Here is a 12,401-nt window from a genome sequence, read left to right as displayed (position 1 = left end):
CCTCACCGGCGCATCCGTCGATATCACCATCGATTGCCTTGTTATGGGGGCTTTCCGCAGTTCTACATAAGAGCGAGACTTGTTGCGTACGAACGTACCGGTGGCTAGTACACGCTCCACTACATTCACTGGGGCGTAGCGAACCTAAAGCTCAAACACCACATCACAGCTGAAACGCCGTTCGGTGGCGAAGGCACCGACTCCAAGTGGGCGAAACAGCTGCTGGCGGAACTGGCCGATGGCCTCGAGACAGATGCCGTCGAGCCGAAACCCCGCGCCACCGGCCTCACGCTCGACGAGATCGTCGCTGACCACCTCGACTATCTCCATCACGAGGCGTTTTTCGTGGTGTCGACGACGTTCGAGGTGACCGCATATCGGACGCTGTGGTTCGGCCTGCAGTACGACTCGGAGACAGTCGAACAGGGAGAGACAGTCGGGAACGGAGCGCTCGCGACCGTGCGCTGGTACGATGGCGAGCCGGTCGGCGACGGCCACCTGCAGGGACAGTTCACGGCCTCAAAGACGCCGTCGGCGACATGATCGACAAATGCGTGTTCACGCTGTCGACGACGAGGCAGTATCTGAAACGAAAGCTGGCCGAGCGGATCGGAGACCGACAGGAGCTACTTATCCCGACTGGCGAATCACCCCTCGAGAAAGCGAGCCTGAACCACTCCTAGGTCGGTCTGCTTCGTGGCAACTGCTTGTTTTTTTTTCAGGGGCAGGAATGGGTGAGCCCCTACGTGGGCTCGTGATTCCATGACCGATCAACCAGCCGACGATCCGTTCCACGACTGCGAGTTGAGCCCCGAGGCAATCGTGGGAACGCACACCTTCGAAGACGTCCTATTCACTGACGAAACGGAGACACCGGTGAACGTGCTGACGGGCCAAACGCCAGCGCACTCGCAAGCGACCGTCGACGAAGCACGTGAGTTCGCAGCCAGTATTGACACCGACACACCACAGATCGCACTCCCAGCCTCGGTGGAGACACAGATCGAGACCGCCAGCAAGCCCTACACCGCAGCCGCATTCTTCCATTTCAAGGCAACCGGCTCGCTCGAACTGCATCAAGCCTACCACGCGGCGTACGAGTCGGATGGGTTCTCGGTCGCATTCGAGGCCAACTACGAATCGGGGGATCTGACCATTACCGTCAAGCGTGCGGACGATCCCTGAGAGAGGGAAGCACCGAAAGTAGTTTTTGTGCGCCGGCGATGGGTGCCGGCGCAGTACGGGGTGAGCGAACGACGAGTCCCAGTGCGTCGGCGCTTCGAGGTGTTCGAGATGCATATGGTAATTTACGCGCTGGTAGAGGCATCGACAGAAGACGAAGCGCTATCCACCGGAAAGGCGGTGTTCGAACGACTGGTCGGCGCCGATCCACACGCCTGCGCTGTGTTTGACTACTTTGTCACCTTCGACGACGAGGACACAACCCTTGCGGGCAAAGCGCGATGGGGCGATCTCCCGATTGCGGCGGCCGTCGATTCCGAGAAGGGACAAGAACTGCTCGATCGTGGTTGGGAAGCAACGAAAGCGGAGTTCGAGTGGAATCTCAACCAAGTGAGAGAGGCACTTGACGAGCTCTCCAGCGAGGAGATCATGCGCGATGAGAACCTTGCTCGGCACGCGTTCCACCAGGTCGGTGCGTACGACGGACCGACGATCTTCCTCTACAACGAATACGCGAACGGCATCCGGCATCACGAGCAGTTGGATCGACTCCTCGAGGAAAGTGAGGATCTCTGGATCGTGCCCGCGGACGTCCACTTCTGATCGACTATGCATCGAATCACTAACTGGCGACGGGAGAGCCGGACGCCCACACTCAAGTACCGAAACGCTGAGACCGGAGCGAGAGCGGTTTTACACAGAACTCCAGACTCGTACGTCGACGAGTGGTGCGGGGCGATCCTCGTCGACGGGTACCCCATCTGGTCGCGAGGGTACGAGACAAAAGACGCGAAATCGTTCCGTGAAGAGCTCCGGGAACGGCCAGCGCCCGAACTGAGTTGTCCCGAGTGTCCGAACGACGACGTCCTTGTCGGTAAGAAAGCAGCTGACGGGGCGAAAGTACAGCGCTGGTTCGACTGTCCCGACTGCGGGTACGAAGCGCCCTCGCGAATCGTGTACGGCACCGAGCGCTGATTGATGGGAGCGTATCTGCGGTGACGTTTATTTTGGGCCGGAATGGGTGGCCCGTCTCAATCGGGCCAGATCCACAGATGAGCCTGGAAGTCATCGACCGCCACAGGGAAGCACTGTTCGAGTTCCTCTGGTGTCCGGTCTGCGGGCACGAGGTGTTCAGCCACATCCCGTTCGAGGGGGTGTTCTGCAAGAACTGTAATACGCAAGTCGAACTCGAGGAATCCCGAGAGACACGCGGCTACGAGGAGGCCGTCCTCGCCTGCTTCGACACCGATTCGACGTGGAACCTCCATGTCGACGAGAAGCTCCGTCGCGATCTTCCGGATGGATCGGCGCGGGTGAAGGTCGTCGGTGCCCCAGGCGACTATGAGGTCGACTGGTGGAGCCCGAAGCCAGATGAGGACTGGGAGCCGGTCGAGCGCAGAGAGTTCGCCGACGTCGAGGAGCCTGAGGAGGTCTCTCACCTAGCGTAACGAGAAAATTTTCGTTGTGAGAGTGAGAGGGCCACTTATCGGAGTAGGGAGTGTAGGTAAGAGTGTATGCCTGAAGAAGTCCTGTTCAAATCCGAGAGTGCCCAGAGTCGAAACGAAATCGCGTCGTACCTCCGGAGCGTCGCCGAAAAGCTCGAACAGGGAGGTCCGATCACCCTGAAGACGGGGGCAGAGTCCGTTACAATGGATCCCCCGGAACGTCCGACATTCGAAGTCAAAGCCGAACGGGAAGGGCCGGCCGATGGCCCTGGAGAGCTGAGCATCGAGTTCGAACTCGAGTGGGATGAGAACAGTGAGAGTGCTGAAGGGGGAACGGGGAATCTGGAAATCGAGTAAGTAGCTGGCATCAGTGTTTGTGGTGCGCCGGTGATGGGCGCCGGCGCACTCGTGCCGGCGAGTACCGATGTCGACACGGAGTCAACTGCGGTTTATGCAATGAGTCGAACAGACCAGTGAAACCGAAGGCGACGCCGACCGTGTTGCACAGGTGTATCGCCATTCGGATAGATACCCTGCAAGCGTCTTGCAGGATCTCGTCCGGCTGAAGGAACTGCTCAATGCGACCTTCGCCGAGAGAGGACCAGCCTACACGGCAGCGGCGTTGGTGTTCCTCGACAAGCACTCGACAGTCAGTCTGTATCTGGATGGGGATTCAGAGCGAACGATCGACGCAGCGCAGCCAGCGGACCTCCTTGAGCCATCCAATATGGAGCACCTCGATCAACCGCTGTTCCTGCTGAGCCATGGCGTCGAGGATCCATCTGACGGCATCCACAGCGACGAAGAGTACCTCTACTTCGTCGAACTCCCGACGCGGAACCCGTTCGACAAGCCGACCGAATGGACAGTCAGAGTGAGCGGTCACTCCACATTCCCCCGTTGGGATGTTCCGACCGACGAGGCCTTCGAGCGGGCCAGCTGGCGATTCCACGAGTCGGTCGAGGACGCACTCACAGAACCGGTTCGGAACGAAGCAGTCGTCAAGTGAAATCCCAAATCGTATTTATACAGTTAAGGTTTAGAAAGACCCAGATGATTACGAAGGCCGGACTCGCCGTGCTTGACGCGCTGAGTACCGGCCGTGAAGCGACACCGGAGGAACTCGCGGCTGATACCGGGTATTCACGAGAGTATCTCTACGACGTACTCGATGAGTTGCTCGCAGCGGGATTGCTCTCAGAAACCCGTGCCCCCAGCAATCAGCGTCGAGTCCGCATCGCGGAACATCCCGTCGCCGAAGCGTATCGAACGCTCCAGTCGGAGTTCAGCCACGTAGACTGGACGGAACTGCTCTCCCCAGCCACACTCCGCGTGTGTTGGTATCTCGATAGGCCACGGCATATCGCTGATATCGCAGACCGGCTTGGAATCACCCGACAAGGTGTCCACAGCGCGTTATCACCGCTCAAGCACCGAGCATTACTCTCCAGATCCGATCCGAAGTACGCCCTCCGTGACGAAGTCTCGCCGCTGCTGGCGTTCGCTCGGGCCACCGTAGAGCATGAACATCGAGCACGAGTCCGGGAAATCGCCCCCAGCGCCACGATCGCGTGGTGCGATCCGAAGCGATCCCTCGCCCGCGTACAGACCGCTGAGGATGCGGACGCGCTCCAAGCAGCTCCAGACTGGGAGATGACCGGACTGGGCCGGTTTGCAGCGTATGGTCTACAGTTTTTCCTCGCCGGCGAGCCTCCGTTCTGGTATGCTCCAGACGAGGAGCTAACGCCTGCTGAAGCCGTGTGCCATACGCTCCTTCTCGGTAGCGGATCCCGTCGCGTCAGTTATTCGATGCTGTTGATCGAGACGCAAGATATCGATCGAGAAGCACTCATCGAGACCGCACGGTGGTACGACCTGGAACCTACTGTGGACGCGTTGTATCGGCCACTTCAGGGTGACTACGACAGGACAGATGATCTGCCAGTCATCCTTCCAAAGAAAGACGAATATATGGCACTCAAAGAGCAGTACGGAGTTTCGTAACAACAACGCCCGCAACCCGGCGGAAAATTGCGACCGATTAGATGATGCCGCCGATCACGAGAACGCCGAGGACGATTAACAGGGTCGCAACCACACTCCCGCCAGCCAGCAGCTTGTTCTCCATTGCCTTCTCGTGGAGTGGCATCTCTGCGTACTCCTCTCGGAACGACTCGAGATTCTTCTCGTCGTAAAAGTACTTCGTCTTCAGCGCGAACCGTTCGGTCATCGCACAACCTGTACAGACCGGTTCCTCTTCGAGCCGTTCGGTCTTGATGTGGCTGTCGCAGGCGATCGCCCCGCAGTTCGGACAGTAGGTGTACGTCCCGTCGACGCCGCTCGTCTCGCAGTGGACACACCGATGGATCCCGTCCTCCAGAGTGACCCGTGAGGGGCCAGCGGCATAGTGTTCGTACGGATACGAATACTCCAGTATCTCTGTCGTCTGCCGAACCTCAGGTAGATACACCGCCTCAATCGATTGCACTGAGATGTCCGAGAGATTCGGCTCACACGTCTTGTTGTAGGTGACGTTGTTGTCGCCGGTGTAGGTCACCGTCGTCGTGTGGTAGTCCTGAAGGCGGTCAACAGCCCACTCCTTGTACTCCGTTTGGGTCTGGCCAAACCGGCGCTCCTCGACGTCATCGAATACCTCGGTAAACTGCCCGGTATCGAGGGGGACCGTCGCGTGGAAATTCTCGGTGATCAGCGTCGCGACATCGTCGTCGGCCACCTTCGGATGGCCGCGCTCAGCGTGGACAGCGAACTGTGTGCGGTCGTCGATCCGGTGGATGACACCGACGGAGGTCTCGAAGACAGTGTTCGTGTCGGCGATGATCGCGACCACCGGCCGAAACGTTACCTGCGAGTGCGGCACCGGCAGATCCGCGGCCTCGATGTGCTCGATGTCGCGGAACGCCTCCTGGACAGGTGCGTCGACATCCACCGCCGGGTCGTACGGCCGTAGTGTCTCGTCACAGAGGATCTCGATGCGGCCGTTGTAGAGATCGAGACCGATCTCGTCGGCGATCTCCCGGAGGTCCTCACCATCGATCAGCTCGATGGGATGGGGATCATCGTTCTGCTGGAGACGCTGGGCGTACTCCTGGGCGGGATTCGTGAACCGGCCGGTCGTCACGACCATCCCGCGTTTCGGGCCGTCAAAGTTGAACGTCGCGATCGCCGAGTGGAGCTTCTGGACGACCGGCCGCCCGACCGTCCCCGTGTGCTTGCACTCCACGATGATCGCGCGCCGAGTGCCGTCGACGACCTCCTCCATGATGACGTCCCGGCCCTCGTCAGCGGTTCGCTCAGCCTGACGGACGTTCTCGTACCCGAGATTTCGGAAGACGTCCTCTATCACGTCCTCAAACTCGAACCCTGAGAGATCGTCCAGTACAGCCATCCCGATATACCTGGACAGTACGTTGCAACTGTCAAATACGTTGCCGAACGCAGCTACGTCCTGTTTTTGAACCCCCGAGAGGGGTGCGGGGGTGATCGAACGAGCCTCCCGCGAACCAACCTATGAGTAGAATTAGCGACGCACGCTCACACGTACAGTCACGGACCTCGGCTGATCTCGACGTCATCTACGTCGGTTACCGTCGTCGAGGTCGCGCCATCGTCGAGAAGCAATCGGACCAACAACAGCTCACGCCAGAGCGGAGTCTCGAGCTGGCGAATCACAGTCCTTCAGGCTTAGAATGGGGATATGGTGGCAGCGGGCCAGCCCAACTCGCACTCGCCCTTCTGCTCGATTACACTGACAATGAGGAGGTGGCGCTTGAGGTGTACAAGGCGTTCAAGACCGAAGTAGTGAGCCAGCTAGAGTGTACAGGACCCAACGGCTGCTGGCGACTCACTGGCCGCGAGATAGATGCAGCCCTTCGTGAGATAGTCGAGGATCCAGTCGCACCGTCCGTCAACTAACGATCACAGAGAGCAATCAATGTCAGAACACACCCAGCAGCCTCGTACGGGCGCAGAATCGCCGCAGAACCGTGAGCGTCAGGCACCAACCGAGTACGTCGAGCGAAGCGATGTCGGCGTCTCACTCACGGTCAAACTTACTCGCGGTACTGGCACCCGCGATCAAGACAAGATCACGGCCAAAGTGAAGGGTAAGACGCTCGAAGACGCCCGCGAGGATATGGAAACCCTCCGCGAGTATATCCACGACCTCGCTGAGGACACTCGCCAGATCCAGCCCGAGGAAGAAGACGGGTAACGGAGAGAGTTGTTTTTCGTCGCCTCAGCAGTCGCGGAGGCGATCATCAATGACCAATCCAGACGGTCAAACAACAGACGCAAGCGAGCTTTCGCCAGAACAACGGCTCGAACCCCCGAATACGCGACTCATCAACGCTGGTATCGTGACGATCAACGATATAGAGACGCTCCGGGAGTGCGTCGCCTACGAGAACGCGAATCAGCAACGGATCTCGATTCTTCGCCGGCTCAAAGGTCGGGCCAGCGAAATCCGCACAGAAGACGATTGACGCAGCACTCGGGGGTGTCTGTCAGAGCCTCGGTGGGTGGAGGCTCGAATGAGGTGAGTGATCGACCAGAGATCGAGATTCAGCGACAGACCGCATTCGGTGACGATGGCCAACTCGAAGTGACCGAAACGAGCGTCGAGACCTCACTCGAGGATTTCGGCGCTGATGTGGACCACCGCGACCGGGATTCGCGTCTTGATCGGCCCGAAGCGAGTAAGTTCGGCGTCGACGACCGACCCGAAGTTGAGCAAACATCGGAGGGAGATCAGTCGACCCTCTTTGCTGATACGGACGAGGATCAGCAGACCCTCAATGGAGAGGATGCGTCCGCTCAGTGCTTCTACGAATGATTACGTTCAGCGTTCGGCCGCATCAGATCCGGTTAGGTCGACGGTGACGGCGATGTTCGTCACGGAACGCTGGACCGAGACCGCCTACGAGTGTGGTTCGTGCGAGGCGCTGTTCGACACGACACAAGAGCACGCCCTTCACTGCTGGGACGCCCATCCGTGGGTACCGAATCCTGAACAGGTGCGCTGTCGACGCAAAGCCGACGAGTGAGTCCGAGAGTCGAAGACAGGTGTCGGGGGCCGTCTTAGTGATTAACCAACAGCGCTGATTTCTTGGGTAAAATGTTGGTTAAGGGTGGTTGTTTTTTCACCCGTGAGAGGAGCACGAGGACGCGCTACGCGAGCGCTTCTAGAATGTGATGAGCTAGACTATCGGCCGAAGCTGTCTATGAAAATGTGCCTGAGTTAGTACGCGGGATGCGGATAATCTAGAGGACCCCTTGCGACTCTAGGTGTCGAGCGAAGAATTTGGGGATCTTCCCTCGACGGTTTTCAAGAAATTCTTCGACATCATCGACGTTCGGTGGGATTCCTAACTGCAGCGCAACCGACCGGTCTACACCTTTCGACATGAGACGCAACTCCCCGAAGTTCATCGATCCCATCTCCAACATCTGGTCGAAGTTGCTTGCCCACTTACCCATCTCGTAGTCGGTTTCTTCTAGCATATCGACCAGCATCCCGTAATACTTGACCAGAATAAATCGAACGTCGTCGTTCACGAGATCAAAAATCGTTCTGATACACTTACTCAGGCCCTCATCCTCAACGTTCGCTTGCCTAGAATCAATCATGGACTTGTACGTCTCTCCTCGAAGCCACTGATTCGCAACTACTACGATCGGCTCCAGCGCTCCGTGCTTGGTTTCTCGGTTTGAGGGATCGATCCCGTATTCATCATCCTTGGTGAACTTGAATACCTGATTCAACTGCTGAGTGATCCGCATGAGTTTATCGTAACTGTATTCTGCTGTATTCTCACCAATCACCCACCTTTCCGGGTTCTTCATCACCAGCCTGTAGAGCGTGTTCTGCTCCACAGGATCGACAGTTGGGTTCCGCCTCAGCAGTTTCTCCGGGATCTCGATGTCTTCGAGAGTCCGATCGAGTTCGTCTTTCGCTGAGGAGATGTCTGAGTCCGAGAGCCCCTTGTTGGAGAGGTATTTGTCGACATCGTAGTCGGATTTGAGGTAGCGAGAGCGAAGGAGAATCGACGTGTACCGCGTCGATGCGTCTTTGAGCTGCCGAAGGTCGTTGCTTCCGAGCGCGGTGATGAGTTTGTTTGGGTTATCCGTAGCTTGTGAGGTAGCAGGATTGACCGATTCCTCCGTATCGCTATCCAATTTCTCATCCACCCATTCGTCATCTTCGGCCTCAACGCAATAGATAGAACCGTACAACCGGGAATCAACGCGACCGACCCGTCCGACGAGGTTCTGGAAGTCGAGTTCTGACAGCTCATCGTCCCCTCGATATGCACTAGTCAGAAAAATTTTCTCCGCGGGGAGGTTCACCCCCTCCAGTAGAGTAGAAGTACATACGATTGTGTCAAGGCCCACTTTCGACCGGTAGAGGTCTTCTATCTCCTCTCTCGCAATCTTCGGTACGCGACCGTGGTGGAAGGCCACTCCTTTTTGGAGGTGGTCAATGAGTGGATAGTCTTCGTGGATCGTATTCTTCAGGAATTCGGTGAGATCATCGATTCTCGCAGACGTTATCTCTCGGTTCCGGTTGTTTGCGATAGCGTCGGCTCGATCCTCGGCTAGATTGGTTTTGCTGGCGTATACCAGATTCTGGCTATTTTGCCCATATTCATCGATTATGGTGGTCAGCGCTCTAGTCTTGCTATTGTTGACCGTAGTATACGTGAGGTCGTCCGGTTCGGCTATCGTGAACTCTAATTTGTCTCCAGAAGGACTGTAGAGGACAACGTCAACCATCCGTCTAGATCCGGATTGGTTTTTTGCTCTCTTGAACCGAATGATCGCCTTCATTTGAAGAACCGGTGTAAATGCAGTTTTGATCTGTACGACCTCTCGGTTTGTCATACTACTTAGAGTATCCTGTGGCTCCTCAAGATAGGGGCCTGCGGCGACGATTTGAGTTTCCGGCCAGGATTCACTGAGTAATTGAATGATATCCTCGAATAAGACACCCCTCTGCCCGTCCTGGACGTTCTGAATCTCGTCGAAGAATATCAGGTCTGGCTCAATTCTCGCCCTAGTGTCCTCGTCGATGAGCCGCAGACACCGCTCAGGAGTAACTACTAAGAACGAATTTAAATCTGATTCTAGATCCTCCGATTCCTCCTCGAAATATGCGCCGGTTCTGACCTCAATCTCTTGCTCTCCGTCTAGATCATCGTTAAGACTGGAGAGCTTCTCGCTCACCTCCGCAATGAGTGCTCTAGTCGGGACGACGTAGATTGCTTCGAAGCCATCCTCGCTTTTGAGCTCACTCTGGATGTATTTCCGGAGTATGAATGACTTCCCAGAAGATGTCGGACCGGATATCGCGATGTCCTTCCCTGCCTGAAGCGCATTTAGGATATCCTTCTGGAAGGAGGACAGCACAGTCCCATCACCGAGTTCGTGCTGCTGGAGGTCAGAACTCAGCTCGAGGCCTAACGCAGAGTCAAGCGATGAAATGAGCCTCTCCTCGAAGCTGACATCTGCCTGTTCTCGCCGAACGGTATTGAACGTTTGAAGATTGCCAATGCGAGAGAGAACGATATAGAGGTACCGTTCGTACATCTCCTCGTCATCGGTCCCTCGCTTCTCAATATATGCGAGAATCGCAAAGGAAAGGGCCTTGGACTGGTGTTCCTCGTCATCACTGGAAGCGAGAAGTGATGCCACCCAAGCACTCTTTTGGAGTTTACTCTCCGAGTTCTGATCCCAACGATAATCTGTAACGCCGAGATCATTATAGAGCAGATCTTTTATCAGTGTATCGAGACAGTCATTGAAGAACTCTAGGTCCGCTGCGTTTTCGTATGTAGACATTAGTGGTTCGTTGTCCAAGGGTAGATAGCTGCTTTAACGTTCTCTACAAACCGATCTTTGTCCTCTAGCGGGAGGAAAAAGAATGTCAACCAGTGTTTTCGAAGGTGACTGTAGTCACCCTCCAGAGAGTCGGTTACTTTGGAGAGTAAGTCAGTATCCTCGACATGGTCTTGGAGCTGGTCTACTAGTTCCTGATCGTCCTCGACCGGCTTTGTCTGGAATTCCTCCAGCTCTTCATCCTCATATCCGACGAAAATAGGGTGTAGCATTTGGTAATCTTGGGATTCCCCCGTGAAAAGGGATGAGAGCAGTTCGATCTTCTCTTTCGAGAGATTATCGCTCGGATTACCCATAGCAACCGTTAACTCGTGCTGATTTCGGAGTTGGCTATCTTCTCCGTGGAATCGATCTGTGCTGTCAAGAGCTTCCTCAATCCCATCATCCAAATCGGTGTACATCTTCGCCTCACCAATTCCTAACGTCGGGGATCCTTCGTATTCCCCGAAGAAGAGGCCGTCAGATCCCTTAACCTGATCAGTCGGGTTTTGTTTCCACCCAAGCTTGTGCGACATCATGGGGATGTCAAGGAAACCTTCAACCATTGTAAATAGAATCAGCTCTCCCCACTTGCCATCCATCTTAGCATCATCCCTGTAATCTGAGAGCTGCTGTGCTTCAAGATGAGGGCGTTCGGACTCCTGAATCTCATCTTCCGACAGCGCAAAGAACATGAATTTGTTCCGAAGAAAACTCACGAAGCCGTCATAATCCAGGGTTCCGTAACTTGGACTGACGATGAAAGAGGACGTCTTAATCTTGTCTTCACGCCATTCACCAGCATCAGAGAGGTTTTCCAGTAGTTCTGACTTCTTGACTACGGTATGTTCTGACCAAGGAACTTCTATTTCATTCTCCATCTGGGATTCTGTTTAGTTGCAAGAAGATTCAGCCCCGAGGACAAAAACTTATTCCAAAACTACACATGGGCTATGAGGGTAGAGGGGTATGACATCTAGAACTGATCTTGTGGACTCTCCCCAACTTTCAGCCAGTGAACGCCGATAAGCTCCGTCTCAACCTCTTCGCGCTTGTGTTGGGCGTCGTGATCCCCCAGTTTCGAGTACGAGAACAGCAACGCCTCGTGCCGGTTTCGCCGGTGACGATACTGTGGATCGCGATAAGGCATTTCCTCGGCGAACGCCCCGTGGGCGAGCGCACGGACTCGACCACGGAGGCTGCGCCCAGTCTCGCCGATATACTCCAGACCGGGGCGGGCGGGGTGGCGAACGCGGTAGAGCCCCTTGTCAGTGGAGAACGTGGATAGGTGGTCGCCGCCGGGATCGAGAGTCCCCCAATTTGACCCTACTCCGAGCCAATCTGCGGCGTAGAACCTAGATTCGTTCATTGTACCATGACAGCGTCTCGCCCATCCGTAGTCCCTCGGTTGGAATCTCAACCTCGACGGGCTCGTCGTGGAGCAGCGGCAGGAGTTCCTCGTAGTACGCCTTCCCAGCGTGAATGACGAGAGTGTTCCCCTCCGCGAGCAGGTCGCGCTCCCGTAGCTGTCCGACGACGGCTCGGCTCCACTCTCGTCGCTCTTCGACGCCAGCGTTGTTCAGCGTCTCGTCGTAGGGCTCGATCGGCGAGCCGTCTGGATCAAGAACGTTGTACTTCGCCGAAAGCACGTACCACACATCGTGGTTCTCCTCAACGTAACTCCGGGCCTTCCGGAACAGCGCGGAGGGCTCGTAGAGTTCCCTCGGCGTCGACGCCGAGTCCTCCTTCGCCTTCGTACAGCTCACCAACCCTATCTCCATACACCACCGATCCACCGTTACGGGAAAATACGTTCCGCCTTGTGAATAGGAAGCCATCAGATGCAGCTAATCGATCTTCTCACACGCCCTCCACTTCGTC

The 12,401-nt window shown here is 56.3% G+C and carries 16 protein-coding genes and 2 pseudogenes; 13 read left to right on the top strand and 5 right to left on the bottom strand.

Going from position 1 to position 12,401, the window contains the following annotated elements:
• Window positions 1–123: 123 nt before the first annotated feature.
• From SM755_RS22850 to SM755_RS22815, 8 genes and pseudogenes are all read left to right on the top strand, one after another.
• Window positions 124–683 (top strand): annotated as a pseudogene (locus tag SM755_RS22850) (DUF6735 family protein).
• Window positions 684–762: 79 nt separating this feature from the next.
• Window positions 763–1,185, top strand: a complete 423-nt coding sequence (locus SM755_RS22845) for a hypothetical protein (RefSeq protein WP_323174715.1) — start codon at window positions 763–765, stop codon at window positions 1,183–1,185.
• A 108-nt stretch (window positions 1,186–1,293) separates the two neighbouring features.
• Window positions 1,294–1,785 (top strand): hypothetical protein, encoded by a 492-nt coding sequence (locus SM755_RS22840; RefSeq protein WP_323174718.1) that lies wholly within the window; start codon window positions 1,294–1,296, stop codon window positions 1,783–1,785.
• 6 nt (window positions 1,786–1,791) lie between these two features.
• Window positions 1,792–2,157 (top strand): hypothetical protein, encoded by a 366-nt coding sequence (locus SM755_RS22835; protein ID WP_323174714.1) that lies wholly within the window; start codon window positions 1,792–1,794, stop codon window positions 2,155–2,157.
• Between the two features lie 77 nt (window positions 2,158–2,234).
• Window positions 2,235–2,630, top strand: coding sequence for a hypothetical protein (locus SM755_RS22830; RefSeq protein WP_323174713.1), 396 nt, complete (start codon window positions 2,235–2,237; stop codon window positions 2,628–2,630).
• Window positions 2,631–2,696: 66 nt separating this feature from the next.
• Window positions 2,697–2,984, top strand: a complete 288-nt coding sequence (locus tag SM755_RS22825; RefSeq protein WP_323174712.1) for an amphi-Trp domain-containing protein — start codon at window positions 2,697–2,699, stop codon at window positions 2,982–2,984.
• A 151-nt stretch (window positions 2,985–3,135) separates the two neighbouring features.
• A complete protein-coding gene (locus SM755_RS22820) occupies window positions 3,136–3,636 on the top strand; it encodes a hypothetical protein (RefSeq protein ID WP_369335283.1) in 501 nt (166 codons plus the stop codon).
• 44 nt (window positions 3,637–3,680) lie between these two features.
• A complete protein-coding gene (locus SM755_RS22815; RefSeq protein ID WP_369335284.1) occupies window positions 3,681–4,631 on the top strand; it encodes a MarR family transcriptional regulator in 951 nt (316 codons plus the stop codon).
• 37 nt (window positions 4,632–4,668) lie between these two features.
• Here the strand turns inward: SM755_RS22815 and SM755_RS22810 are convergent, their stop codons facing one another.
• On the bottom strand, window positions 4,669–6,033 hold the full coding sequence (locus tag SM755_RS22810; RefSeq protein ID WP_323174710.1) for a restriction endonuclease: 1,365 nt from the start codon (window positions 6,031–6,033) through the stop codon (window positions 4,669–4,671).
• Between the two features lie 122 nt (window positions 6,034–6,155).
• On the opposite strand from SM755_RS22810, the gene SM755_RS22805 reads away from it, so the two are divergent.
• The 5 genes and pseudogenes from SM755_RS22805 to SM755_RS22785 all read left to right on the top strand — a co-directional run.
• Complete coding sequence (locus SM755_RS22805) at window positions 6,156–6,560, top strand: DUF6166 domain-containing protein (RefSeq protein ID WP_323174709.1); 405 nt, start codon at window positions 6,156–6,158, stop codon at window positions 6,558–6,560.
• Window positions 6,561–6,579: 19 nt separating this feature from the next.
• Window positions 6,580–6,858: a hypothetical protein gene (locus SM755_RS22800; RefSeq protein ID WP_323174708.1), complete on the top strand. Its 279-nt coding sequence runs from the start codon at window positions 6,580–6,582 to the stop codon at window positions 6,856–6,858.
• Between the two features lie 49 nt (window positions 6,859–6,907).
• Entirely contained in the window at window positions 6,908–7,129 is a 222-nt protein-coding gene (locus SM755_RS22795) for a hypothetical protein (RefSeq protein ID WP_323174707.1), read from the top strand.
• Window positions 7,130–7,182: 53 nt separating this feature from the next.
• Window positions 7,183–7,479, top strand: coding sequence for a hypothetical protein (locus SM755_RS22790; protein WP_323174706.1), 297 nt, complete (start codon window positions 7,183–7,185; stop codon window positions 7,477–7,479).
• A pseudogene (locus tag SM755_RS22785) lies at window positions 7,478–7,690 on the top strand (hypothetical protein); the annotation flags it as partial. The gene SM755_RS22790 and the pseudogene SM755_RS22785, both read left to right, overlap by 2 nt.
• A 217-nt stretch (window positions 7,691–7,907) precedes the next feature.
• Here the strand turns inward: SM755_RS22785 and SM755_RS22780 are convergent.
• The 4 genes from SM755_RS22780 to SM755_RS22765 all read right to left on the bottom strand — a co-directional run bounded on the left by SM755_RS22780 (window position 7,908) and on the right by SM755_RS22765 (window position 12,301).
• The gene (locus tag SM755_RS22780; protein ID WP_323174704.1) at window positions 7,908–10,484 is read right to left on the bottom strand and encodes a DEAD/DEAH box helicase; all 2,577 of its coding nucleotides are present in this window, start codon (window positions 10,482–10,484) and stop codon (window positions 7,908–7,910) included.
• Window positions 10,484–11,401 (bottom strand): DUF1837 domain-containing protein, encoded by a 918-nt coding sequence (locus SM755_RS22775; RefSeq protein WP_323174703.1) that lies wholly within the window; start codon window positions 11,399–11,401, stop codon window positions 10,484–10,486. Before SM755_RS22775 ends, SM755_RS22780 begins: the two co-directional genes overlap by 1 nt.
• Window positions 11,402–11,496: 95 nt before the next feature.
• Window positions 11,497–11,889: a hypothetical protein gene (locus SM755_RS22770; protein WP_323174702.1), complete on the bottom strand. Its 393-nt coding sequence runs from the start codon at window positions 11,887–11,889 to the stop codon at window positions 11,497–11,499.
• On the bottom strand, window positions 11,876–12,301 hold the full coding sequence (locus tag SM755_RS22765) for a DUF6884 domain-containing protein (protein WP_323174701.1): 426 nt from the start codon (window positions 12,299–12,301) through the stop codon (window positions 11,876–11,878). The genes SM755_RS22770 and SM755_RS22765 overlap by 14 nt, the downstream gene beginning before the upstream one ends.
• Window positions 12,302–12,401: the final 100 nt, after the last annotated feature.

It is taken from the genome of Natrialba sp. PRR66, assembly GCF_034808065.1.
Lineage (GTDB): Archaea > Halobacteriota > Halobacteria > Halobacteriales > Natrialbaceae > Natrialba > Natrialba aegyptia.
Note: the sequence above shows the minus strand (reverse complement) of the source record. Positions and strands in the feature narration are given on the sequence as shown.

Bases quoted from the DNA above. Each gene is read 5' to 3' on its own strand.
- SM755_RS22845 (WP_323174715.1), top strand. From the start codon at position 763: ATGACCGATCAACCAGCCGACGATCCGTTCCACGACTGCGAGTTGAGC.
- SM755_RS22840 (WP_323174718.1), top strand. From the start codon at position 1,294: ATGCATATGGTAATTTACGCGCTGGTAGAGGCATCGACAGAAGACGAA.
- SM755_RS22835 (WP_323174714.1), top strand. From the start codon at position 1,792: ATGCATCGAATCACTAACTGGCGACGGGAGAGCCGGACGCCCACACTC.
- SM755_RS22830 (WP_323174713.1), top strand. From the start codon at position 2,235: ATGAGCCTGGAAGTCATCGACCGCCACAGGGAAGCACTGTTCGAGTTC.
- SM755_RS22825 (WP_323174712.1), top strand. From the start codon at position 2,697: ATGCCTGAAGAAGTCCTGTTCAAATCCGAGAGTGCCCAGAGTCGAAAC.
- SM755_RS22815 (WP_369335284.1), top strand. From the start codon at position 3,681: ATGATTACGAAGGCCGGACTCGCCGTGCTTGACGCGCTGAGTACCGGC.
- SM755_RS22810 (WP_323174710.1), bottom strand. From the start codon at position 6,033: ATGGCTGTACTGGACGATCTCTCAGGGTTCGAGTTTGAGGACGTGATA.
- SM755_RS22805 (WP_323174709.1), top strand. From the start codon at position 6,156: ATGAGTAGAATTAGCGACGCACGCTCACACGTACAGTCACGGACCTCG.
- SM755_RS22800 (WP_323174708.1), top strand. From the start codon at position 6,580: ATGTCAGAACACACCCAGCAGCCTCGTACGGGCGCAGAATCGCCGCAG.
- SM755_RS22795 (WP_323174707.1), top strand. From the start codon at position 6,908: ATGACCAATCCAGACGGTCAAACAACAGACGCAAGCGAGCTTTCGCCA.
- SM755_RS22780 (WP_323174704.1), bottom strand. From the start codon at position 10,484: ATGTCTACATACGAAAACGCAGCGGACCTAGAGTTCTTCAATGACTGT.
- SM755_RS22775 (WP_323174703.1), bottom strand. From the start codon at position 11,401: ATGGAGAATGAAATAGAAGTTCCTTGGTCAGAACATACCGTAGTCAAG.
- SM755_RS22770 (WP_323174702.1), bottom strand. From the start codon at position 11,889: ATGAACGAATCTAGGTTCTACGCCGCAGATTGGCTCGGAGTAGGGTCA.
- SM755_RS22765 (WP_323174701.1), bottom strand. From the start codon at position 12,301: ATGGAGATAGGGTTGGTGAGCTGTACGAAGGCGAAGGAGGACTCGGCG.